26 protein-coding genes are annotated in these 19,257 nt (G+C 61.7%); 11 read left to right on the top strand and 15 right to left on the bottom strand.

Annotation, left to right across the window (positions count from 1 at the left end; genetic code table 11):
* Positions 1 to 19 precede the first annotated feature (19 nt).
* Positions 20 to 1,036, top strand: a complete 1,017-nt coding sequence (locus tag B3C1_RS01375; protein ID WP_008482398.1) for a zinc-binding alcohol dehydrogenase family protein — start codon at positions 20 to 22, stop codon at positions 1,034 to 1,036.
* 85 nt (positions 1,037 to 1,121) lie between these two features.
* Here B3C1_RS01375 and B3C1_RS01370 read toward each other — a convergent pair whose 3' ends face one another.
* From B3C1_RS01370 to B3C1_RS01355, 4 genes are all read right to left on the bottom strand, one after another.
* Complete coding sequence (locus B3C1_RS01370) at positions 1,122 to 2,309, bottom strand: BaiN/RdsA family NAD(P)/FAD-dependent oxidoreductase (RefSeq protein WP_008482397.1); 1,188 nt, start codon at positions 2,307 to 2,309, stop codon at positions 1,122 to 1,124.
* A 100-nt stretch (positions 2,310 to 2,409) separates the two neighbouring features.
* Entirely contained in the window at positions 2,410 to 2,937 is a 528-nt protein-coding gene (locus tag B3C1_RS01365) for an NADPH-dependent FMN reductase (protein WP_008482395.1), read from the bottom strand.
* Positions 2,938 to 3,068: 131 nt separating this feature from the next.
* Positions 3,069 to 4,193, bottom strand: coding sequence for a mechanosensitive ion channel family protein (locus B3C1_RS01360; protein WP_008482393.1), 1,125 nt, complete (start codon positions 4,191 to 4,193; stop codon positions 3,069 to 3,071).
* On the bottom strand, positions 4,193 to 4,666 hold the full coding sequence (locus B3C1_RS01355) for a peroxiredoxin (protein WP_008482392.1): 474 nt from the start codon (positions 4,664 to 4,666) through the stop codon (positions 4,193 to 4,195). The genes B3C1_RS01360 and B3C1_RS01355 overlap by 1 nt, the downstream gene beginning before the upstream one ends.
* Before the next feature lie 155 nt (positions 4,667 to 4,821).
* Here B3C1_RS01355 and B3C1_RS01350 point away from each other — a divergent pair, with 155 nt between their 5' ends.
* From B3C1_RS01350 to B3C1_RS01340, 3 genes are read left to right on the top strand one after another with little or no spacing between them, the layout of a single operon-like run.
* A complete protein-coding gene (locus B3C1_RS01350) occupies positions 4,822 to 5,277 on the top strand; it encodes a hypothetical protein (protein WP_008482391.1) in 456 nt (151 codons plus the stop codon).
* Positions 5,240 to 5,803 carry a hypothetical protein gene (locus B3C1_RS01345; protein WP_008482390.1) on the top strand — a complete coding sequence of 188 codons (564 nt, stop codon included), beginning with the start codon at positions 5,240 to 5,242 and terminating at the stop codon, positions 5,801 to 5,803. Before B3C1_RS01350 ends, B3C1_RS01345 begins: the two co-directional genes overlap by 38 nt.
* 9 nt (positions 5,804 to 5,812) lie before the next feature.
* On the top strand, positions 5,813 to 6,466 hold the full coding sequence (locus tag B3C1_RS01340; protein WP_008482389.1) for a hypothetical protein: 654 nt from the start codon (positions 5,813 to 5,815) through the stop codon (positions 6,464 to 6,466).
* Here the strand turns inward: B3C1_RS01340 and B3C1_RS01335 are convergent.
* On the bottom strand, positions 6,459 to 7,193 hold the full coding sequence (locus B3C1_RS01335; RefSeq protein WP_008482388.1) for a class I SAM-dependent methyltransferase: 735 nt from the start codon (positions 7,191 to 7,193) through the stop codon (positions 6,459 to 6,461). The two genes, B3C1_RS01340 and B3C1_RS01335, sit on opposite strands and share 8 nt — an antisense overlap.
* Before the next feature lie 146 nt (positions 7,194 to 7,339).
* On the opposite strand from B3C1_RS01335, the gene B3C1_RS20070 reads away from it, so the two are divergent.
* Genes B3C1_RS20070 through B3C1_RS01325 form a run of 3 tightly spaced genes read left to right on the top strand, consistent with a single transcriptional unit; the run spans position 7,340 to position 8,464 of the window.
* A complete protein-coding gene (locus B3C1_RS20070) occupies positions 7,340 to 7,495 on the top strand; it encodes a hypothetical protein (RefSeq protein ID WP_156804417.1) in 156 nt (51 codons plus the stop codon).
* 20 nt (positions 7,496 to 7,515) lie between these two features.
* A complete protein-coding gene (locus B3C1_RS01330; protein WP_008482387.1) occupies positions 7,516 to 7,902 on the top strand; it encodes a VOC family protein in 387 nt (128 codons plus the stop codon).
* Between the two features lie 28 nt (positions 7,903 to 7,930).
* The gene (locus B3C1_RS01325; RefSeq protein WP_008482385.1) at positions 7,931 to 8,464 is read left to right on the top strand and encodes a flavodoxin family protein; all 534 of its coding nucleotides are present in this window, start codon (positions 7,931 to 7,933) and stop codon (positions 8,462 to 8,464) included.
* Here the strand turns inward: B3C1_RS01325 and B3C1_RS01320 are convergent.
* From B3C1_RS01320 to gorA, 5 genes are all read right to left on the bottom strand, one after another.
* Complete coding sequence (locus tag B3C1_RS01320) at positions 8,416 to 8,772, bottom strand: HopJ type III effector protein (RefSeq protein WP_008482384.1); 357 nt, start codon at positions 8,770 to 8,772, stop codon at positions 8,416 to 8,418. The two genes, B3C1_RS01325 and B3C1_RS01320, sit on opposite strands and share 49 nt — an antisense overlap.
* Before the next feature lie 26 nt (positions 8,773 to 8,798).
* Entirely contained in the window at positions 8,799 to 9,485 is a 687-nt protein-coding gene (locus B3C1_RS01315) for a DNA-3-methyladenine glycosylase I (protein WP_008482383.1), read from the bottom strand.
* A complete protein-coding gene (gene prlC / locus B3C1_RS01310) occupies positions 9,485 to 11,515 on the bottom strand; it encodes an oligopeptidase A (RefSeq protein WP_008482382.1) in 2,031 nt (676 codons plus the stop codon). The genes B3C1_RS01315 and prlC overlap by 1 nt, the downstream gene beginning before the upstream one ends.
* A gap of 79 nt (positions 11,516 to 11,594) precedes the next feature.
* Complete coding sequence (locus tag B3C1_RS01305) at positions 11,595 to 11,804, bottom strand: hypothetical protein (RefSeq protein WP_008482381.1); 210 nt, start codon at positions 11,802 to 11,804, stop codon at positions 11,595 to 11,597.
* A gap of 72 nt (positions 11,805 to 11,876) precedes the next feature.
* Positions 11,877 to 13,232: a glutathione-disulfide reductase gene (gene gorA / locus B3C1_RS01300; RefSeq protein WP_008482380.1), complete on the bottom strand. Its 1,356-nt coding sequence runs from the start codon at positions 13,230 to 13,232 to the stop codon at positions 11,877 to 11,879.
* Positions 13,233 to 13,373: 141 nt separating this feature from the next.
* On the opposite strand from gorA, the gene B3C1_RS01295 reads away from it, so the two are divergent.
* On the top strand, positions 13,374 to 13,946 hold the full coding sequence (locus tag B3C1_RS01295; RefSeq protein WP_008482378.1) for a hypothetical protein: 573 nt from the start codon (positions 13,374 to 13,376) through the stop codon (positions 13,944 to 13,946).
* A complete protein-coding gene (locus B3C1_RS01290) occupies positions 13,946 to 15,028 on the top strand; it encodes a rhomboid family intramembrane serine protease (protein ID WP_008482376.1) in 1,083 nt (360 codons plus the stop codon). Before B3C1_RS01295 ends, B3C1_RS01290 begins: the two co-directional genes overlap by 1 nt.
* A 29-nt stretch (positions 15,029 to 15,057) precedes the next feature.
* Here the strand turns inward: B3C1_RS01290 and B3C1_RS20510 are convergent, their stop codons facing one another.
* From B3C1_RS20510 to B3C1_RS01265, 5 genes are all read right to left on the bottom strand, one after another.
* Complete coding sequence (locus tag B3C1_RS20510) at positions 15,058 to 15,477, bottom strand: hypothetical protein (RefSeq protein ID WP_008482375.1); 420 nt, start codon at positions 15,475 to 15,477, stop codon at positions 15,058 to 15,060.
* Positions 15,474 to 16,178 (bottom strand): 2OG-Fe(II) oxygenase, encoded by a 705-nt coding sequence (locus tag B3C1_RS01280; RefSeq protein ID WP_008482374.1) that lies wholly within the window; start codon positions 16,176 to 16,178, stop codon positions 15,474 to 15,476. Before B3C1_RS01280 ends, B3C1_RS20510 begins: the two co-directional genes overlap by 4 nt.
* 100 nt (positions 16,179 to 16,278) lie before the next feature.
* Positions 16,279 to 17,100: a PDZ domain-containing protein gene (locus B3C1_RS01275; protein WP_008482373.1), complete on the bottom strand. Its 822-nt coding sequence runs from the start codon at positions 17,098 to 17,100 to the stop codon at positions 16,279 to 16,281.
* Complete coding sequence (locus tag B3C1_RS01270; RefSeq protein ID WP_008482372.1) at positions 17,097 to 17,450, bottom strand: hypothetical protein; 354 nt, start codon at positions 17,448 to 17,450, stop codon at positions 17,097 to 17,099. The genes B3C1_RS01275 and B3C1_RS01270 overlap by 4 nt, the downstream gene beginning before the upstream one ends.
* The gene (locus tag B3C1_RS01265; RefSeq protein ID WP_008482371.1) at positions 17,440 to 18,015 is read right to left on the bottom strand and encodes an RNA polymerase sigma factor; all 576 of its coding nucleotides are present in this window, start codon (positions 18,013 to 18,015) and stop codon (positions 17,440 to 17,442) included. Before B3C1_RS01265 ends, B3C1_RS01270 begins: the two co-directional genes overlap by 11 nt.
* A 113-nt stretch (positions 18,016 to 18,128) precedes the next feature.
* Between B3C1_RS01265 and B3C1_RS01260 the strand changes: the two genes are divergently transcribed.
* Together B3C1_RS01260 and B3C1_RS01255 are read left to right on the top strand one after the other, a co-directional pair.
* Positions 18,129 to 18,425, top strand: coding sequence for a hypothetical protein (locus B3C1_RS01260; protein WP_008482370.1), 297 nt, complete (start codon positions 18,129 to 18,131; stop codon positions 18,423 to 18,425).
* 171 nt (positions 18,426 to 18,596) lie between these two features.
* Positions 18,597 to 19,082 (top strand): hypothetical protein, encoded by a 486-nt coding sequence (locus tag B3C1_RS01255; protein ID WP_008482367.1) that lies wholly within the window; start codon positions 18,597 to 18,599, stop codon positions 19,080 to 19,082.
* The last annotated feature ends 175 nt before the right edge of the window (positions 19,083 to 19,257 follow it).

The raw sequence follows: 19,257 nt of genomic DNA, 5'->3' as shown, positions 1-19,257 counted from the left end.
CGCCACAGGAACCTACCCCATGAAAGCCATTGCCTTTACCCAAAGCCTGCCCATCAGCGATGCCAACGCCCTGCAAGAGATGGAGCTGCCAATGCCCGCCCCCGGCCCCCATGATATTCGGGTGGCCGTCAGCGCCGTGTCGGTTAACCCGGTGGACGTAAAAGTGCGCGCCGGCGCGCAGCCAGAGCCCGGCGAGCCGCGCATCCTCGGTTTTGACGCCGTGGGCGTGGTCGATGCCATCGGTAGCCGGGTCACGCGCTTTAAAGCCGGTGACCGGGTCTGGTACGCCGGCGACATCACCCGCCCCGGCTCCAATGCCGAGTTTCAGCTGGTGGACGAGCGCATTGCCGCCCTCGCCCCCCAAAATCTTGGTGACGGCGAAGCCGCAGCCATGCCCCTGACCGCCATTACCGCCTGGGAGCTGCTGTTTGACCGCCTGGAGCTTGATAAGCGCGACACCCTGGGCAAAACCCTGCTGGTGGTCGGCGCGGCCGGCGGCGTGGGCTCGATTTTGGTGCAGCTGGCCAAGACCCTTACCGGGCTCACCGTGATTGGCACCGCCTCGCGGCCGCAAAGCCAAGAGTGGGTGTTGTCGCTGGGGGCCGACGCCGTTATCGACCACCGCCAGCCCCTGGACCAAGCCCTGCAAGCCGCCGGCTTCGAGCAGGTGGATTTTGTGGTGAGCCTTAACCAGACCGACCATCACTTCGACGCCATCATCGAGGCCCTCAAACCCCAGGGTAAGCTGGCGCTTATTGACGACCCCGAGCTGATTGACGTGCGCAAGCTCAAGCGCAAAAGCCTGTCGCTGCACTGGGAACTGATGTTTACCCGCCCCATGTTTGCAACCGATGACCTACAAAGGCAGCACCAGCTGCTGACCCAGGTGGCCGCCATGGTGGATAAAGGCCAGTTGCAGACCACCCTGGCCGAGGTTTTGGGTACCATCAGTGCCACAAACCTTAAAAAGGCCCACGCCCTTATCGAAAGCAACGCCACTATCGGCAAGCTGGTCCTGGCCGGTTTTGGCGACTGACCCCACAGGGCCTGTTCCTTGAGCATTCAGCCGTGGCCCAGGTCCGTGGCAGCTATAAAAAAGCCCGCGCCAGCGGGCTTTGCCGTTATACCGCCTGGCCGGCGGCCCAGCCCGAGCTCCAGGCCCACTGGAAGTTGTAGCCCCCCAGCCAGCCGGTCACGTCCATCACTTCGCCGATAAAGTAGAGGCCGGGTACGTCCTTGGCTTCAAAGGTCTTGGAAGACAGCTGGTCGGTATCCACCCCTCCCAGGGTCACTTCGGCGGTGCGGTAGCCTTCGGTGCCGTTGGGATGGACCCGGAATTGCGCCAGGGCGCTGACCAGCTTTTTCATACGCCCGGCATCCAGGGCTTTTAGCGGTAAATCCCCTTCTATCGCCCCATGTTCGGCGAGGATCTCCACCAACCGCTTGGGCAGTAGCCGGGCCAGGGCCGTTTTCAGGGCCTGGTTGGGGTGTTTGGCCGCCATCTGGCCAAGGGCCTGCTCCAGATCCAGGTCCGGCAGCAGGTTGAGGGTGACGTCTTGCCCCGGCTGCCAGAAACTGGAGATCTGCAAGATGGCCGGGCCCGACAGGCCCCTGTGGGTAAAGAGCAGGGCTTCCTTGAACAGGGTGCCGTCCTCGCTGCGGGCCGACACCGGCAGGGACACCCCGGCCAGGTCCACAAAGCGGTCCAGGTCGGGCTTGTCCAGGGTAAAGGGCACCAGGCCGGCCCGGGTGGGCAGTACCTTGAGGCCAAATTGCTGGGCTATCTGGTAGCCAAGGGGAGTGGCGCACAGCTTGGGCATGGACAGGCCGCCACAGGCCACCACCAGGCTTTCACAACTGATGGCCTCGCCGTTGGCCTTGAGGCTGAAACCGCTGGCGGTCTTGGCGATATCGCTGACCTGGCTTTTCAGCCGCACCGTAACCCCGGCCCAGTCGCACTCGGTGAGCAGCAGCTGCACTATGTCCTTGGCCGAGTCGTCGCAAAACAGCTGGCCCAAGGTCTTTTCGTGATAGGCGATGCCGTGGCGGTCCACCAGCTCGATAAAATCGTGCTGGCTAAAACGGGCCAGGGCTGATTTCACGAAGTGGGGGTTGCGGCACAGGTAGTTGGCCGGGCTGGCATGGAGGTTGGTGAAGTTACAGCGGCCACCGCCGCTGATCAGGATCTTCTTGCCCGCCTGTTTGGCATGATCCAGCACCAGTACCTTGCGGCCCCGGTAACCGGCCTGGGCGGCGCACATCAAACCGGCGGCGCCGGCGCCAATGATCACAACGTCAAACTGGGCCATGGGCTCCCCTCTCATTCAGGGGCGCTAGTCTACACAAGCCGGGGCCATAAAAAACCACCTCTTGGAGGTGGTTTTTTCGACAGGTCCAGTGCTTGAGACCTTAGGCGCTGAGCTGGGCGACGGCGGCTTCCAGTTCGGCAGCCACTTGGGCATTGGTCACCTGGCCGGTGGCCATGTCGAAGTTGTCGAAGAAGCTGGGTACCGACACCGCTGCCTTGACGTTGCCACCGAAGAAAGGGGCAGAGGCCTGGGCTGCCGCCAGCACCGACTTGGCGCCACCCGGGCCGGGGGACGTGGCCAGGTAAAGAGCCGGTTTTTCCTGGAACAGGTTGCGCTCGATACGGGTGGCCCAGTCAAAGAGGTTCTTGTAGGCGGCCGGGTAGTGACCATTGTGCTCGGCGTAGGAGATCACGAAGGCGTCGGCCTGGGCCAGATCGGCCAGGAATTGCTTGGCCCCTTCGGCCTGGCCAATTTCCTTTTCCAGGTCCTGGCTGAACATGGGCACGTCATAGTCGCGGATATCCAACACCTTGACCTCGGCGTTTGCGACTAGACCGGCAGTGTAGGTGGCCAGGGCTTTGTTGATGGAAGCGGCGCTGTTGCTGGCACCGAAGGCAATGATTTTCATGGTAGTGACTCGCTAAGCTGTCTGAGATAGTCCTAAGCTATCGTTCTGAAACGGCCACGACAATGGCAAAAAAGCCTTTAATACGTTCGATTTTATGAAATAAAAGACCGGCCAGCTGGCCGGTCTTTTCATCAGGATTGGGCGGGTGCTCCGGCCCCTGGGTCCGGCCGGCCAATCCCCTCCGGCAGGGACTCGATGTGCAGGGTTTGGGTTGGGAAGGCACAGTCCGCCCCCAGTTCGTGGATGATGTTGATGATTTTCAGCATCACGTCCTGTTTCACCTGGTGGTACTCGGCCCAGACCGTGGTCTTGGTAAAGGTGTAGATAAAAAAATCCAGGCTGGAGGGGCCAAAGGCGTTGAAGTTCACCATCAGCGTCCGGTTCTGGTCGATATCCGGGTGCTGTTGCAGCATCTCCTTCACTTTCGCCACCACTTCGCCCATTTTACCGGCATCCTGGTAACGGATACCTATGGTCTCGTTGATGCGGCGGTTGAGCATCCTTGAGGGGTTTTCCACCGAGATCTGGGTAAACACCGAGTTGGGCACGTACAGGGGCCGCTGGTCGAAGGTGCGGATCTGGGTTACCCGAAAGCCGATGCGCTCCACTGTGCCTTCGATTTGCCGGTCGGGGCTGCGGATCCAGTCCCCCACCTTGAACGGCTTGTCGAAGTAGACCACCAGGGACCCGAAGAAGTTGGCCAGCAGATCCTTGGCGGCCATACCCACCACCAGGCCGCCGACGCCGCCCAGGGCCAGGATACCGGAGATGTTGACCCCCAGGCTCTGGAACACCGTCAGCAGGAAGATGACGATGATGGTGGCCTTGAGCAGCTTGCCCACCGCCTGCACCGTGGTGACGTCGCGGCCACGGTGCACGAACTCCTTCTCGCCGCCGTTGGTCAGGCGCCAGGCACTCCAGGCCAGCAGGCACTCCATCAGCACCTGACGCAGGGTCGGCAGGTACTGGGCCAGCTCGGAATCGATACGGCTGGCCACGGTCTCGGCGACCATGGACACACCCACCAGCAGGATCAGCCAGTTGATGGGCCCATTGAGGCTGTCCCAGAGCATGTCGTCCCAGGTGGAGGCGGAGCGGTTGACCAGCCCCAGCAGGCGCTTGGCCAAAATCCGCCATAGCAGGGTAACCAGCAGGGTCAGGGTGATGATCACCAGCACATCCACCAGCCAGCCTTCGCCTAGCCACTGGGTCATGGCGCCATAGAGGCTGCGCCACCAGGATTGCAATTGAGCCATCAGAGTGCCGCCAGTACCACTTCGGCCTTGGAGCCTTCAAAGGTCTTGGGAGGCTCGACGTTAAGCAGGGTGACGGTGCCGTCTTCCACCACCATGGCGTAGCGGCGGGAACGGATACCGCCGAAGGCGCCGGTGTCCATGTCCAGGCCAAGAGCCTGGGTGAAGCTGGCGTCGCCGTCGCCCCACATGGCGATGGCCTCCGCGTTTTGGGCCTTGCCCCAGGCGTCCATCACGAAAGCGTCGTTCACCGACAGGCAGACGATGGCGTCCACGCCCTTGGCCTGGAACTGGTCCGCCAGCACCACGTAACCGGGCAGGTGGGCTTCGGAACAGGTGGGGGTAAAGGCACCTGGTACCGCAAACAGCACCACTTTTTTGCCGGCGAAGAAGGCCTGGGTCTGCACCTCGACGGTTTGGCCGTCGACGCGTTGCTGCACGCCGGCAGCGGGGATCTTGTCACCTACCTGGATCATGGGTTTCTCCTTAACATGAAATTGAGTCCAGCCTACCCCAGGCCCCACCTGGCTGCCAGCGCGGCGCCCATGTCATTCAGTCGGCACCGCCATTGCCATTTGCCAAGCGCAACATTGCAATTACAATTGCAACATAAATATTAAGAGTCCACCGGATGGCTTCGTTCCTGTCACGTCTGCGCCTCGGCCTATGGCTTATCGCCCTGCCTTTGCTGCTGGGGGTTCTTTGCTATCTGTGCTGGCGGCCCACCACCCTGTTTGAGATCTGGTTGGCAGGGCACTGGCCCACCTTAGGCGCGGCCTTGGCCGATTTACGCCACCAACTGGCCCTACCCTGGTTGCCCCTGCTCAGCCCCAGCCTGGCGGATTTCTGCTGGGCCTTTGCCCTGGCCGCCACCTTGGTGCTGCTGGGCCAGCACCGCCCCTGGCTCGCGCTGCTGGTGGCCGCCAGCGCCGAACTGGCGCAAAGGCCGGGCTGGCTGCCCGGCACCTTTGACTGGCTGGACCTGGCCGCCCTGCTGTTGGCGGTGCTGCTGGCACACCCCCTATCCCTGTACCTGATGGAGCTATCCCATGAACCTATGGAAAACCCTGGCATCCCTGTGCGCTAGCGCGCTCTTCGTCCTGTTGGCGGCCGGCTCGGCCAGCGAGCCCGCCGTTTACGACACCACCAACTGGGCCCCGGTGAAAGTGCCCGGCGGTGTGGTGGCCAACCGGGATCTGAAGATCGTCGCCGAAGACGGCAGCTTCACCCTGGAAGGAGGCAAGCGCTTTACCACCCCCTTTGACATCTACGGCTGGAAAAACAGCACCGCCTTTGCCAGCGACGACAAGCTGTTGGAAAACTACAACAACGCCCTGGCCAATGGCGCCCGCAAGGTCCGTATCTACCAGCAGGGCCTGAGCGAACCCCTGTATGGGGTGCTGCTGTTCAACCAGGGTATCGCCAGTGCCCACGGCCCCGGCGCCCGCTCCTACATGGTGCAGGTTCCCGAAGACAAGCTGGCGGCGGCCCGCAACGGCGTCACCTCGGTGGCCTTCGAGCGTATGTACTGGACCGCCTCCTGGAGCAGCGGCTCCAAGAGCGAAAAACACTGGTACGGCTGGGCCCTGTGGATATCCGCCTACCCCTTCTGAGGACAAGCCATGAAGCCATTGCATTTGGCCCTGGCCAGCCTATTGCTGGCCGGGGCGGCCCAGGCCGAGCCCAAGCTTCGCATCGGCAAGCACTGGTTTGCCATTCCCAGCAGCTGCGTCCCTTCCCGCAGCCTTGGCGCCCGGCAGGATGAAAGGGGCTTTGGGGCCAGCGAGGACAAACGGGGGTTTGGCAGCGGTGCCGATCAGCGGGACCTGGGTGCCAACAGCGACCAGCGGGCCTTTGGCAGCGGCGCCGACAAAAGGGCCTTCGGAGACGACGCGGACAAACGGGGTTTTGGCGCCGACACCGCTGACCGCGCCTTTGGCGACGACGCCGGCAAACGGGGCTTTGGCAGCGAAGCGGACAAGCGGGAACTGGGCAGCGAGGCGGATAAAAGAGGCTTTGGCAGCGCCGCCGATGGCCGCGCCCTTGGCAGCGATGCCGACCAACGCGCCTTGGGCAGCGACGCCGACCAGCGCGGCTTCGGCGCCGACCAACAGGTACTCAAATGTGAAAAGCTCAAGGACGACAGCGGCTTTTACCTGATCGCCGTCAGCCCCCAGGCCGAGGTGGCCCTGGCCTCCCCCCTCAATGGCGAAGTGCGTTGGGACGGCAGCCGCTGGCTGGTGTTGACCGACGATCTGAGCCTGAACCTCAAATAGGGTAGATATCGAAGCGGTTCTTCTTGGTAGGCACCGAGGAGGCCGGCTTCACCCCCGCCAAAGGCTCGGCATAGTCGGGCCTTTTTACCACCACCTTGTACTTGGCAGCGGCTTTGGCGGCCGCCAGCAGGGCGTCGGCATCGAGATCCGCTCCCACCAGGGTCTGGAAGATGCGCATCTCCTTTTTCACCAGGGCCGACTTTTCCCGGTGCGGGTACATGGGGTCCAGGTAAACCACGTCCGCCTGCAAGGCCGGCAACAACTCCACGGAAGGACCATGATGCAAGGTCATGCGCCCGATGATGTCGGCCACCTCGCTGTCTTTGGCCCGTTCCAGGCCATCCGCCAGCAGCGCCGCCACCGCCGGGTGGCGCTCCACCAGGGTCACGGTGCAGCCCAGGGTGGCCAGCACGAAGGCGTCCCGCCCCAGGCCGGCGGTGCCGTCGATCACCGAGGGGTTGGCACCCTTCTTCAGGCCCACCGCCTTGGCGATGGCCTGGCCCCGGCCACCCCCGAACTTGCGCCGGTGCGCCGCCGCCCCCTCCACAAAGTCGACAAAGATGGCCCCCAGCTTGGGTTCGTCGGTTTTACGCAGTTCCAGGCGGGCCTCGGTTAGCACCAGCACACAGGGAGCGTCGCCAAGGTCGCGGCCAAAGCCGTAGCGCTGGCGCAGCTGCTCGGCGTGGGGCTCACGTTCAGGACTCTCGCAGATAAGGGGCACGGCCATGGTCTTCTCCTACTGGGCCGGGCAAGTCTACTGCCCTGCCCGCCTGGCCACAACGGGATCAATCAATAAATAAACCATTAGCTTTACAAAGCTAGCAAAGCACGCCAAATTAAATAAAGTAATCACTATAGAAAGTGAGCGGCGCCATGACAGCACCCGACCTTGAGCACCAGAGCATTACTGTGCCTGACCTCAACGCGACCCTGGATACCCTGCTAGCGCTGCAGGTGACAGAGGGCCTGAGGCTGGAGCAGATCCAAAACATCGACCACGACCCGGCCCAGCGCCCCTGTTATTACTGAGGCCAAGCCAAGGAGTGCCCATGAACCTCAACCAAGTCACCCTGCCGGTCCGCGATCTTGCCCAAGCCAACCGTTTCTACCTGGCCCTTGGCTTTACCCAGATCGTCGACAGCCCCCATTACGCCCGCTTCGCCTGCCCCCAGGGAGAGGCCAGTTTTTCACTGGTGGAGCACAGCACGCCCTGCGCCAATGGCGCCGTCATCTATTTTGAATGCGTGGTTCTGGATGCCCAGGTGGCACAGCTGAAAGCCAAGGGCATCGCCTTTGAACAAGACCCTGAAGACAAACCCTACCTGTGGCGAGAAGCGGTATTGCAGGACCCATCCGGTAACAGGATCAAACTGTTCTGGGCCGGCGACAACCGGCTCAATCCCCCCTGGCGGGTCAATATCCAAGGCCCGCAATAGCCTGCCCTGCTAGCGAAAAGGAGCGTCAATGAACACCATCACCCTGCTGGGCAGTGCCCGAGGCAACGGCTACACCGCCACCCTGGCCGAAGCCATCGGCTTTCGCGTCCTGAACCTAAATGACTACCTGATCCGCCCCTTCGACTACAGGGGCAACGGTACCGGCGACGATTTCCTGCCGCTGATGGACAAACTCTTGCAGTACGACCGTATCCTGCTGGCCAGCCCTTTGTACTGGTACAGCATGAGCGGCCAGATGAAAGTCTTTTTGGACCGTATCACCGACCTGCTGACCCATCACAAAACCATGGGGCGTCGGTTAAGAGGCAAGGCGGCCGGGGTGATCGCCAGCGGCGGTGCCCAGGTGCCGCCGCCCTGCTTTGAAGAGCCCTTCCGGCTGACCTTCGGCTACCTGGGCATGGACTACCAGGGCATGAGCTACCTGGACACCAGCCAGGGGCTGGATGACGCGGTGTTGGCCAAGGTGGCCGCCAACCACCCCTTCAGGGACGACTATGCCTTGGCCAGCAGCGGGAACTGGGCAAAGGCGACGCCGGCATGACCGGTGCGCATAAAGTTGCGGATATTGCCGTGGTCGCTGCCATCGGGGTTACCCAGCACCTCGTCACGGTAGTAATGGCCGAACAGGGCCAGGGTCTGGTCCTTGTCCAACGCAAGGTACTGACCAAGGGCCAGCAGTTTGCATGAACCGTTGTTCTGGCCAGCGGCGTTTTGCAGCTCACCGTTTGCAAAGGCGGTGGCGGTAAAGCTGAACTGGGCATCCACCAGGGCGATGACATCGGCAAAGTCGATGTGGCCGGGGTCCTGTTCCAGGGCCCTTTTCAGGTCATCCAAAGACGTAAAAGACATGTGCGGTTCCTCAAGGGAGCAGGCCCTTAATTGGGCCTGTTGTCCCCCACCGAAAAGCCGATGGTTTGGCTGATTTCGTTAAAGCTGCGGCCCGACTCGCCCTGCCAGGCGTTGAATGCGTCTTGGATGGCGGCCAGGGATCTTTGGCTGCCGGCGCTGCCGTCGAAGATGGCGCAGTGCTTGAGGTAGTGCTCCACGTCTTGGCTCAGCAGGAAGCAGTCCAATCCCACCCGACGCAATGCCACAGGGCCGGTATTGCCCCCCAGGCGGCTGCCGTGTTTTTTCAGGTACTGCCACAGGCCCACCAGGTTGTCCTTGGGCCAGGCCCGAAGCCAGTTGGCGGCGCTGCCGTGCTGTTCGGCCAGGTCCGCCAGCATTTGGGCGTTCTGGCGTATGGTCATCACTTTGGTGGCGTTGCGGATAATGCGTGGGTCCTGGGATTTTTGCTCCCAGACCTCATCCGGTAGCAGTAGCATTTTCTCGATATCGAAACCGAAGAACACCGCCTCGAAGTCCGGCCATTTCTGCTCCACCACCCGCCAGACAAAGCCGCTCTGGAAAATCTGCTTGGTAAAAGCCGCCAGCAGCCGGTCATCGGTCAGGTCAGCCAGGTCGCCAAAGTGAGCCGGTGGCCGCAGCAGGGCTTCAAGGGCGGCGTCGCCGCCCTTACGCGCCGCCGCCCGGGCCCAGATCTTTTGAAAGGGCTCACGCATCAGGCAGCGATCCCACTGTGGCGCAGCAGCGGCTCCACCGACGGCTCGCGGCCACGAAAGGCCTTGAACAGGGCCATGGGTTCCTTGGCGCCCCCTTGGCTGAGGATGCAGTCCAGGAAGGCCTGGCCGGTCTGGGCGTTAAATACCCCTTCTTCCTCGAAGCGACCGAAGGCGTCGGCGCTCAGCACCTCGGCCCATTTGTAGGAGTAGTAACCCGCCGCATAGCCGCCAGCAAAGATGTGGCTAAAGCCGTGCTGGAAGCGGTTGTAGGCCGGGGGCTTGCTGACCGCCACCTGGGCGCGCACCTGGTCCAGCACGGCCTGGATATGGGCGCCCTGGGCCGGGTCGAATTCCTTGTGCAGGCGAAAATCGAACAGGGCAAATTCCAGCTGCCGCAGCATCTGCATAGCGCTTTGGAAATTTCGGGCCGCCAGCAGGTTGTCCAGCAGGGCCTGGGGCAGGGGTTCGCCGCTGTCCACGTGGCCGGAGATGATGGCCAGGGCCTCGGGGGCCCAGCACCAGTTTTCCAGGAACTGGCTGGGCAGCTCGACGGCGTCCCAGGGCACGCCGTTGATACCGGCTACCTCGGCCACCTCGATACGGGTCAGCATGTGGTGCAGGCCATGGCCGAACTCGTGGAACAGGGTGATCACCTCGTCGTGGGTGAACAGGGCCGGCTTGCCCCCCACCGGGCGGGAGAAGTTACAGGTGAGGTAGGCCACCGGCTTTTGGCGAGAGCCGTCCGGCAGGTGGCGGCTGCCCCGGCAGTCGTCCATCCAGGCGCCGCCCCTTTTGCCTTCACGGGCGTACAGGTCCAGGTAGAAGCTGCCCAGGTGCTGGCCGCCCTTGTGGATCTCGAAAAAGCGCACTTCCGGGTGGTAGAGATCCAGGCCCTTGCGCTCCTGGATGTCGATACCGAACAGCTTGTGCACCACGGCGAACAAGCCGGGCACCACTTTGGTCTCGGGGAAGTAGGGTTTGAGCTTCTCGTCGCTGACCGCGTAGCGGGCTTCCTTGAGCTGTTCGGCGTAGAAGGCTTGGTCCCAGGACTGGAAGTCGTCACAGCCCTTGGCGGCGGCAAAGCGCTTGAGTTCGTCCAGGTCGGCCTGGCCCTGGGCCTGGGAGCGGCGGGCCAGATCCCCCAAAAAGCCCAGCACCTGGTCGGTGCTTTCGGCCATTTTGGTGGCCAGGCTCAGTTCGGCATAGTTGCCAAAACCCAGCAGTTGGGCCAGCTCATGGCGCAGGGCCAGGGTTTCGTCCATCAGGGCGCTGTTGTCGAACTGCGGGTCCCCCTGGTCGGAGGCGCGGGTGCAGTAGGCCTGGTACATCTCTTCACGCAGGGCACGGTCCTGGGCGTAGGTCATCACCGCCAGGTAGACGGGGATGTCCAGGGTCAGCAGCCAGCCGTCCTTACCCTTACCCTGGGCAATCTCCGCCAGCATGGCTTTGGCATCCTCCGGCAGGCCGGCCAGGGCCGCTTCCTCGGTGACGTGCTTTTGCCAGGCTTGGGTGGCGTCCAGCAGGTTGTTGGAATATTTGGAGCCCAGCTCCGACAGCCGGCTTTTGATCTCGCCGAAGCGGGCTTTTTGCTGCGCCGGCAGATCGACACCGGACAGGTGGAAGTCGCGCAGGGTGTTGTTGATGGCCTTTTGCTGGGCCTCGGTGAGGACGGCAAAGGCGGGGCTGTCCGCCAGCTTCTTGTAAGCGGCAAAGAGGCCCTGATGCTGGCCGACCCAGGTGGAGAACTCGCTGAGCAGCGGCAGGCAGGACTCGTAGGCGGCGCGCCACTGGGGGTTGCTCATCACCGAATTGAGGTGGGACACCGGCGACCAGGCCTTGGCCAGGCGGTCGTTGGTTTCTTCCAGGGGCTCAATCAGGCTCTGCCAGCTGGGTTCGGCGGTGCTGGCCACTACGGTTTCCACGGCCTGGCGGCAATCGGCCAGCAGTACTTCTATGGCGGGCTTGATGTGCTCGGCCTTGATGGCACTGAAAGGGGGGAGGACGGCGTTGTCCAGCAGCGGGTTCGACATGATGATTTCTCTTGCTCCTAATCCTGTGAAGATTGGGCCAGGGCCGAGGAAATCAAGGTCAAGGGGGCGCAGGTCCCCCTTAGAGTTTCTCGAAATCCTTCTTCAGCTGGAATTCGCTGTCGGTGACGATACGTTCCAGTGCCGCCACCCGCGCCTTCAGCTCGGCCAGTTCCTGGTCCAGTTTGGGATCTGCCTTGGGGGTGGCATGCCGGTGCTGCATCCAGGCTTTGACAAGCCCGGCCGCCAGGCTGGCCACCACGACTACGGTAATAAAGGTAAAGACGTTCATCCGTGCCTCCTTAAAGGGTTGGAGCCTACTTTACCTCAGTTTAAAAAAACCATGACAAATCGACATAAATCTTTACGCTTTCACCGGCGTGCGCATGGTGACGAATTCCTCGGCGGCGGTGGGGTGGATGCCGATGGTGGCGTCGAACACCGCCTTGGTGGCGCCGGCCTTGAGGGCCACCGCAAAGCCTTGGGTGATCTCCCCGGCCTCGGCCCCCACCATGTGCAGGCCCAGCACCCGGTCTGAGGCCTTGTCCACCACCAGCTTCATCAGGGTGCGTTCCTGGCTGCCCGACAGGGTGTGCTTAAGGGCCCGGAATTCGGACTTGAAAATCACCACTTCCCCGTACTTGGCCCGGGCCTCGGCTTCGGTGAGGCCGACGGTACCGATATTGGGGTGGGTGAAGACGGCGGTGGGGATGTGTTCATAGTCCATGGTGCGGCTGGCGTCCCCAAACAGCTGGTTGACCAGGGTCATGGCTTCGGCCAGGGCCACCGGAGTCAGCTGGAAGCGGTCTATCACGTCCCCCAGGGCATAGATGCTGGGCACGCTGGTCTGGAAGCGTTCATCCACCTTGATGGCACCGGCGTCGTTGAGGGCCACACCGGCCGCCTCCAGGCCCAGGTTCTGGGTGCGGGGCACCCGGCCCGTGGCAAAGAGCACCTGGTCTACTTCCAGCTGCTCGCCGTCTTCCAGCTGCAGCAGCAGGCCGGTGGTGGTTTTCTCGATGGCGGTGACATTGTTGTTGAAGCGGAACTCGATGCCGTCTTTGGCCATCTCGCTGGTGACGAAACTGCGCACGTCCTGATCAAAGCCCCGCAGCAGTTGGTCGCGGCGGTAGATCTGCACCACCTGGCTGCCCAGGCCCTTGAAGATGGAGGCAAATTCGGAGGCGATATAGCCGCCCCCCACTACCGCCAGGCGCTGGGGAAAGCTGGCCAGGTCGAAGATCTCGTTAGAGGTGATGGCGTGTTCCTTGCCGGCGATGTCCGGCACGAAGGGCCAGCCACCCACAGCTACCAGGATGCGCTCGGCACTGATGTCGGTGCCGGCCACGGTCACGGTGTGAGCACCTTTGATGGTGGCAAAGTCGCGGTAAACGGTGACCTTGGCGCCGTCCATCAGGCCGTCGTAGATGCCGTTGAGGCGGCTTATTTCCTTGGCTCTGTTGGCCTTGAGCTGTTGCCAGTCAAAGCCCGGGCGCTCGGATTGCCAGCCAAAGCCCCTGGCCTCTTCAAAACCGTGGCCGTACTCGGCGGCATAGGCATAGAGCTTCTTGGGGATACAGCCCAGGTTGACGCAGGTACCGCCCATGGCACTGCCTTCGGCCACGGCCACCCGCGCACCGGTGGCCGCCGCCATGCGGCTGGCCCTGACACCGCCAGAGCCGGCGCCGATAACGAAAAGGTCGTATTGGTACTGAGACATTTGCTGCTCCCCTGGGCCGGCCTTACCGGCTTGCTGTGCGTCTAAGGGCCCATTATGCCCAAAGCCACCAGCCTTGGCTGCCTTTGCCTTAGATTGCGTTAATCGCTACCATCTGCGCTCCGCCACCAGGAGTCGTTGTAGATGGACAAGGACGTAAGTTTCCGGCCGAGCCGCAGGCCCAGGTTCGATAATTCTGAACTCACCAAGACTGGCTTCTGGGTAGGGCAGGTCTTCATGCTGATCGCCACCGTCATGGGGGTCTACCTGGCGGCCCAGCAAGGGCTGGCCCAGGCCATTGCCTTCGACGATCTCGACGACCAGCAGAACAACTATTACCTGCGCCGCTCCCTGCACGACGAACTGGCCGACAACATCCAGGTGATCCGCGATTACACCGCCACCCTGGAGAAGGAAAAGCCCTACCACCTGGACCGCTACCACCCGCAGCTGCAGTTCTACGTGTGGGACGCCATGCGCTACAACCCCAATACCTTGCAGACCCCCAGCCAGTTCCTGTCCGGGGTGCGCCGCTATTATGCCGAGATCCAGGACATCATCAGCAAGGGTGAGCAGCGTACCTACGGCGTCCATTTCTACATCAACCTGCTCAGGGAAAAGACCGACGCCGTCGAAAAGAGCACCCTCAAGGACATGGCTGACGACATAGGTCAGCTCAAGCTGGACCTGAAAAAAGCCGGTGTGGACGTAGACTGATGACCCTCAAAGCCTGCCCCCATTGCCGCACCCAGTCCCTGCAACCCACCCGTTATCATGGCGAAGAAGTGGATCTGTGCCGCCTCTGTGGCGGCCTTTGGTTTGAAAAAGGCGAACTGGACCAGGCCCTGGCCGCCGCCGACGACGACTACGAACAGGTGGAGGTGGAAAGCCACCTGGGCAGCCACCTGGGCCGTACCGAGCTGCCTTGCCCCGACTGCGGCAAGGCCATGGACAGGTATCATCTGCTGCCCGGCTATGAAGTGGAAGTGGAGGCCTGCACCCAGGGCCACGGCCTGTGGATAGAAAAGCACGAACTGGCCGAAACCCACAACGCCAGCCAGCTGCACCAGCATTTGCAGTCCCTTAACGCCAAACTCAGTTGGAAAAGCTGGGTGTTCCAGTTCCTGACCCAGATGCCGGTGGAATACAACATCAAGCCCAAGACCCGGCCTTGGGTGACTTGGCTGCTGGTGCTGGTCAACTCGCTGCTCTTTGTTGCCGGCATCTATTCTCCCGATGTGGCGGAGTTGCTCTACGGCGAAGCCTTGATCCCCAACGAAATAAGCCACGGCGAGCACTTGAGCGCCCTGGTCAGCAGCCAGTTCCTGCACGGTAGCTGGCTGCACCTGCTGGGCAACATGTATTTCCTGTGGTTGACCGGCGACAACCTGGAGGATGCCCTGGGCCATTGGCGCTTCTTGGGCCTATACCTGTTGTGTGGCCTGGTGGCCGCCCTGGCCCAGGCTGGTATAGAGCCCGATTCCAGCATTCCGGTCATTGGCGCCTCAGGGGCCATAGCCGGCCTCTTCGGCATGTACCTGCTGTGGTTCCGTCATGCCAGCCTGACCTTCATGCTGGTGATTTTCCAGAAGAAGCTGCCACCCTGGGGCTTTTTCCTGATCTGGGTAGGCATCAATGTCTTTGGCATGGCCACCGGCAGCCAGGGCGTGGCCTACATGGCCCACCTGGGTGGTTTGGCCTGCGGCCTGCTGCTGGGCTGGAGCCTTTATGGCTGGGTCCGTAAGCGCTACCCGGTACTGGCTGCCTTGGCTCACCCCAAGTTGATGATCAATCGCTGATAAAAAAGCCGGGCATTGCCCGGCTTTTTTCAAGGTGCCAACTGGGGCTGGGGGCCAGGGCTGCTCGCCAGCCTGGCCAGCAACAGGGTTCTGTCTTTTGCCTCATAACGGCTGACCTGGGCCTGGCGCAGGTCCAGCTTCTGCCCCGTTTCACGCTCCAGCAAACGGCTGATGCCTTCCAGGCTGGGGTCATCCATTTTCAGTACCCTGGGGCCTGTGGCGGCGGTGCCGGGCAGGTAAATAGTGCCGTGATAAAAATCGACCCCGAAGGCCACCAGGCCCGGGATCAGAAACAGCAGCAGGCCGGCAGCGTCAAAAATGGCCACGGCCGGATCGATGCGCCCACCCTTTTGGCCCTGGCGCTCCGGGTGCAGCAGCAAGCCACAACCAGACAGCTGCACCGTCAACAACCCCACCAGGCAAAGCTTGCCCATGGCTGCAGGTTTCATTGGCCCCCCTTGGCTCCGTAGAGCTGTTCAGCCCTGTTGAACATCACCCAGGACGTCAGTATGTATTTGTCCCCCGACAAGGGGGCATTGCCCCTGTGGGTGTGGGTAAAGCCGGCCGGTGCTATCACCATGCGCCCTTTCTTGGGCTGGACCCTATGGCGCTGGTAGAAGAACTCGGTTTCACCGCCCTCTTCCACATCATTAAGGTAATACATCCACAGCAGCACTCGGTGCAGGGGCTCATTGTGGGGCGCTTGGGGGAAGACCTCCGAGTGCCAATGGGGATAGCCCCCCAGCTGCTGCTCGTAGTGCTGCATATTGATATAGCCGCAGCGATAAAAATGCTGCACCAGGGCGTCCAGGTTGGGTTGCCCTACCTCCCGGTAATTGCCCGGGGTCAGGGTAACCGCTTCCCCGGTTTCGGGGTGCAGTACCTGGGGTGACACGGCCCCCATCAGCAGCATGAAGTGCTTGTCCAGGTAGTTACGGATGTGGGGGTAGGTCTGGGTCAATATGGCCTGGTGCATGTCACGCCAATGAGGGTAACGGTCCAGGGTAATGTCCCTGCTGCGCTTCTTGCTCTGGTCTACCCCGGCCCCGGTCTGCCCCGGCGCCACCGCCGGCTCTTCGGCAAAACGAGCCAGCAAGGCATCACATAGGGCATCGGGCAGGGCATTGTCGATAACGTCGATAAATTGCATAGATGTTAATTTTTTGTCCTTCCTGGCCTTACCTTGCCTGGGGCCGGGGCAAAAGAAAAGCAAAAGGCGGCCTGGGGCCACCTTTCGTTTAGGACGAGCTTCAGTCGCAGGTCTTGGGTGCTACCTTCCACACTACAGGCTCCCAGAAGCCGTCTTTGAAGGTGTCGAAACGCTTCTCGGGAATGAACTTGGCTGCCATGTAGTAGACGGTGTTGGCTTCCACCTGCAGCTTGATGGGCTTGGCCATTTGCAGTCCACCGCCACGGCGGGTCAGGCGAAAGTCCTGGATCAGCTCATGGAGTTCGATGCTATGTTCCCCCGGGGTCAGCTTGAAGGTGTCACGGGTCCGCAATACCCCCTCCCCGTCAATCTTGTTTACATAGGCAGGGTAGAGATCCCGGGCCTGGGGTGGGGTGAAGAACACCGAGACCCGGCCACAGCTTCCCTGGGCGGTCGCTTCTTTGGGTTCGGACGAGTTGGGTTGGATCTCCAGGCGCCAGGCCGGCATCACCTGCACGTGCACCTTGCTCGACAAGGTCAGCTTGTCATCCCCCCGGCTTACCAACACATTGATGAAATCCCCTTCGTCCAGGTCATTCAGCTGTGCCAGTACTTCTTTCAAGTCCCGGCGCTCGGTGAGCTTGCCGTTGATGGAGAGGATCTTGTCCTGCTTCTTCACCCCCATCAGGGCGGCGTCGGACCCTGGGGTCAAGGCCATCACTTGGAAGTCTTTGTTCAGGACAGCGCCCCAGTCGTAGTAACGGCGAGACGGCTCTTCCAGGATACGGTGTTTGAGGTTGCCGTCTTCGGCTGCCATCACCGCCGCCCGCGCTTTTTCACGGGCCAGTTGCTCGTTGTCATCGGCGGCCTGGACTGTCGGCACCAGGGCCAGCAAGGCCAGCGCTACTAGGCTCTTGTTCATTTGGTCTCCCTATGGCCTTTGGCCATGTCCAGTGTCAGTTGCTGACGTGCCTGCCAGAGCCGGTCCAATTCGGCCGGGGACGCGTCGTTCAAATAGGCCAGTTGCAGTTGCCTGTCCTGGGCCTGGAGTTCGTAAGGGCCGGCTTCATTAGCCAGGGGCGCTTCGGTCCTTGGCAGCATCACCACGGCTGCCAACACCAGGGCCGCAGCCGTGCCCAGCCAGGGCCAATAGCGGCGCCGGGCAGGGCTCGCCGCCGCAATGTTTTGCCACAAAACCGGGTCAGGATCCGGCGGGGCCAACAGGCCAAGCCGCTGCTTGAGCTCGGCTTCAAATCGTTGTTCAGCTTGCATCTTGCCAACCTCGCTTCTGGGCACCCTGGGCCAACTTGGCCAGGGCCCGCCGGTAACGCTGCCGTACCGCTGCTTCTTTCATTGCAAAGAGCCCGGCCAGTTCGCTGTGCTCGTAGCCCTCTACCGCATGTAGCCAAACCAGGCTGCGGTCCAGTTGCCCCAAGGTCAGCAGCAGGGCTTCCACATCGGCCAGGCTGGCCAAGGCCTGGGTGCCGCCGTCCCAATCCGGTACCAGGAACTCATCGTCCAGGGGCTGGGCCTTTTTCTGGCGGCGCAGCCTGTCCAGGGCCAGGTTAACCGTCAGGGCCTTGAGCCAGGCGCCAAAGCGCTGAGGCTCCTGCAGGTTGGCCAACTGGGCAAAGGCTTTGATAAAAGCGTCCTGCACCAGGTCCTTTGCCTCTTCCCCGTTACTCATCATGGCCATGGCCAGTCGCATTACAGGGCCGTAGAACTGCTGGTACAACTGATGCTGGGCATGCCGCTGGCCCTTTATGGCATCGAGTAGCGTCCTGATGTCGACGGTCTGGGCAAAGCCGGTGGCCACATTGTCCCCCTGTGTTTGCATCTAAGACGAAAGGCCCTCGGGATCTGTGACAACGAAAGTAGAGGATTTGCCAATACTTGGCAGAAAAGGTCACACTGGCAAGGACTTGATGGCCCCTTGGGGCAGGAGCGGCAATGGAAGCAACCCTGACGTACCTATACCACCACCCCTGGTTGATGATGGCGCTGATCGCCCTGACCAGCCTGGGATTGGCCCTGACCCTGATGGCCTGGTTGGCACTGATGACCACCGCCCTTGGTCGCCGCCAATGGGCTTGGGGGCTGGGCATACTGGTGCTCTACCTGCCGGTGGCCCCGGTCTTTGCCTGGCGCTATCCCGCCCTGAATCCCTGGGCTAACCGCCTGTGCTGGGTAGGGCTGCTGTTGATGCTGCCAGTATTGGTGTTGCAGCTGTGGATGCTGTGGCCATAAAGCATAGGGTGTGCCGCCGGGAACAGTTGCGCCAGTTTTGACCCAGCGGAATGGAAAGCCGATCGCAGTTTTTCAAAAAAGGCCGCAAGCAACCGGCAAGGAACCCCGCACTGCCTAGACTTTAGCCGCCCCGCCTCAGGGGCATGGATTGTCTAGAACAAGGAGTTCCTCATGAGCAAGAAGCACGAGAACAACGTCACTCTGGACGCAGCTGACTTCCAAATCGTCAACTACGTCCCCAACTCCCTGGTGATCACCTCCGGCCAGGATGGCGACCAGCCCGCTTCCATTACCCACAAGGCTCCCAAATGGTTGCTGTCCATTAACTGCGGCCGCAAGAGCAGCAGCCAGGTGGCTTCACAATGGGTTAAAGATACCGGGGGCGCCAAGAACAGTTATGCCCCTGACGGGGGTGGCAGCCCGCCGCCGAGCGAGCTCAACTTCTTCTACGCCGTTGACGTCACCACCTACAGCGGTGCCAAGACCCGGCTTTACCTGGGCCAAGGCAACCACGGCCTGACCAATAACTGGTGGGTAGGTGGTCAGGATGTAGTGGCCATCGACAATAAGGCGGTATTGGCCGTTGGCAGCGGCGACAGCCGCGAGGACTTCAGCCTCAGTGGCAACCACGAGACCATCGTCTTTAAGAAAAGCTAAGGCTAAGCCGTTAGTCAGTGCGGTCTAAGGGCCGCATTTTTATTGGCGCCCTTAAGCCCGGAATTTGCCAAATCGGATTAACTATCTGATTTTAAGCAGATAACTGCGTTTAGGCGATCACAAGCATGGCAGTGTACAGCAAGACTGCCGGCCCTTTTCCGAGGCTTTAAACGCA

Source organism: Gallaecimonas xiamenensis 3-C-1 (genome assembly GCF_000299915.1).
Taxonomy (GTDB): domain Bacteria; phylum Pseudomonadota; class Gammaproteobacteria; order Enterobacterales; family Gallaecimonadaceae; genus Gallaecimonas; species Gallaecimonas xiamenensis.
The sequence above is the reverse complement of the archived record's forward strand: the minus strand, read 5'-3'. Positions and strand labels throughout refer to the sequence as shown.

What these genes read in the sequence shown, in the direction of transcription:
- B3C1_RS01355 (WP_008482392.1), bottom strand. Translation starts at nt 4,666, where the DNA reads ATGATCCAGGTAGGTGACAAGATCCCCGCTGCCGGCGTGCAGCAACGC.
- gorA (WP_008482380.1), bottom strand. Translation starts at nt 13,232, where the DNA reads ATGTCTCAGTACCAATACGACCTTTTCGTTATCGGCGCCGGCTCTGGC.
- B3C1_RS01290 (WP_008482376.1), top strand. Translation starts at nt 13,946, where the DNA reads ATGACCCTCAAAGCCTGCCCCCATTGCCGCACCCAGTCCCTGCAACCC.
- B3C1_RS01320 (WP_008482384.1), bottom strand. Translation starts at nt 8,772, where the DNA reads ATGTCTTTTACGTCTTTGGATGACCTGAAAAGGGCCCTGGAACAGGAC.
- B3C1_RS01335 (WP_008482388.1), bottom strand. Translation starts at nt 7,193, where the DNA reads ATGGCCGTGCCCCTTATCTGCGAGAGTCCTGAACGTGAGCCCCACGCC.
- B3C1_RS01305 (WP_008482381.1), bottom strand. Translation starts at nt 11,804, where the DNA reads ATGAACGTCTTTACCTTTATTACCGTAGTCGTGGTGGCCAGCCTGGCG.
- B3C1_RS01260 (WP_008482370.1), top strand. Translation starts at nt 18,129, where the DNA reads ATGGAAGCAACCCTGACGTACCTATACCACCACCCCTGGTTGATGATG.
- B3C1_RS01275 (WP_008482373.1), bottom strand. Translation starts at nt 17,100, where the DNA reads ATGAACAAGAGCCTAGTAGCGCTGGCCTTGCTGGCCCTGGTGCCGACA.
- B3C1_RS01265 (WP_008482371.1), bottom strand. Translation starts at nt 18,015, where the DNA reads ATGCAAACACAGGGGGACAATGTGGCCACCGGCTTTGCCCAGACCGTC.
- B3C1_RS01270 (WP_008482372.1), bottom strand. Translation starts at nt 17,450, where the DNA reads ATGCAAGCTGAACAACGATTTGAAGCCGAGCTCAAGCAGCGGCTTGGC.
- B3C1_RS01350 (WP_008482391.1), top strand. Translation starts at nt 4,822, where the DNA reads ATGGCTTCGTTCCTGTCACGTCTGCGCCTCGGCCTATGGCTTATCGCC.
- B3C1_RS20070 (WP_156804417.1), top strand. Translation starts at nt 7,340, where the DNA reads ATGACAGCACCCGACCTTGAGCACCAGAGCATTACTGTGCCTGACCTC.
- B3C1_RS01340 (WP_008482389.1), top strand. Translation starts at nt 5,813, where the DNA reads ATGAAGCCATTGCATTTGGCCCTGGCCAGCCTATTGCTGGCCGGGGCG.
- B3C1_RS01345 (WP_008482390.1), top strand. Translation starts at nt 5,240, where the DNA reads ATGAACCTATGGAAAACCCTGGCATCCCTGTGCGCTAGCGCGCTCTTC.
- B3C1_RS01370 (WP_008482397.1), bottom strand. Translation starts at nt 2,309, where the DNA reads ATGGCCCAGTTTGACGTTGTGATCATTGGCGCCGGCGCCGCCGGTTTG.
- B3C1_RS01325 (WP_008482385.1), top strand. Translation starts at nt 7,931, where the DNA reads ATGAACACCATCACCCTGCTGGGCAGTGCCCGAGGCAACGGCTACACC.
- B3C1_RS01315 (WP_008482383.1), bottom strand. Translation starts at nt 9,485, where the DNA reads ATGCGTGAGCCCTTTCAAAAGATCTGGGCCCGGGCGGCGGCGCGTAAG.
- B3C1_RS01365 (WP_008482395.1), bottom strand. Translation starts at nt 2,937, where the DNA reads ATGAAAATCATTGCCTTCGGTGCCAGCAACAGCGCCGCTTCCATCAAC.
- prlC (WP_008482382.1), bottom strand. Translation starts at nt 11,515, where the DNA reads ATGTCGAACCCGCTGCTGGACAACGCCGTCCTCCCCCCTTTCAGTGCC.
- B3C1_RS20510 (WP_008482375.1), bottom strand. Translation starts at nt 15,477, where the DNA reads ATGAAACCTGCAGCCATGGGCAAGCTTTGCCTGGTGGGGTTGTTGACG.
- B3C1_RS01295 (WP_008482378.1), top strand. Translation starts at nt 13,374, where the DNA reads ATGGACAAGGACGTAAGTTTCCGGCCGAGCCGCAGGCCCAGGTTCGAT.
- B3C1_RS01360 (WP_008482393.1), bottom strand. Translation starts at nt 4,193, where the DNA reads ATGGCTCAATTGCAATCCTGGTGGCGCAGCCTCTATGGCGCCATGACC.
- B3C1_RS01255 (WP_008482367.1), top strand. Translation starts at nt 18,597, where the DNA reads ATGAGCAAGAAGCACGAGAACAACGTCACTCTGGACGCAGCTGACTTC.
- B3C1_RS01375 (WP_008482398.1), top strand. Translation starts at nt 20, where the DNA reads ATGAAAGCCATTGCCTTTACCCAAAGCCTGCCCATCAGCGATGCCAAC.
- B3C1_RS01330 (WP_008482387.1), top strand. Translation starts at nt 7,516, where the DNA reads ATGAACCTCAACCAAGTCACCCTGCCGGTCCGCGATCTTGCCCAAGCC.
- B3C1_RS01280 (WP_008482374.1), bottom strand. Translation starts at nt 16,178, where the DNA reads ATGCAATTTATCGACGTTATCGACAATGCCCTGCCCGATGCCCTATGT.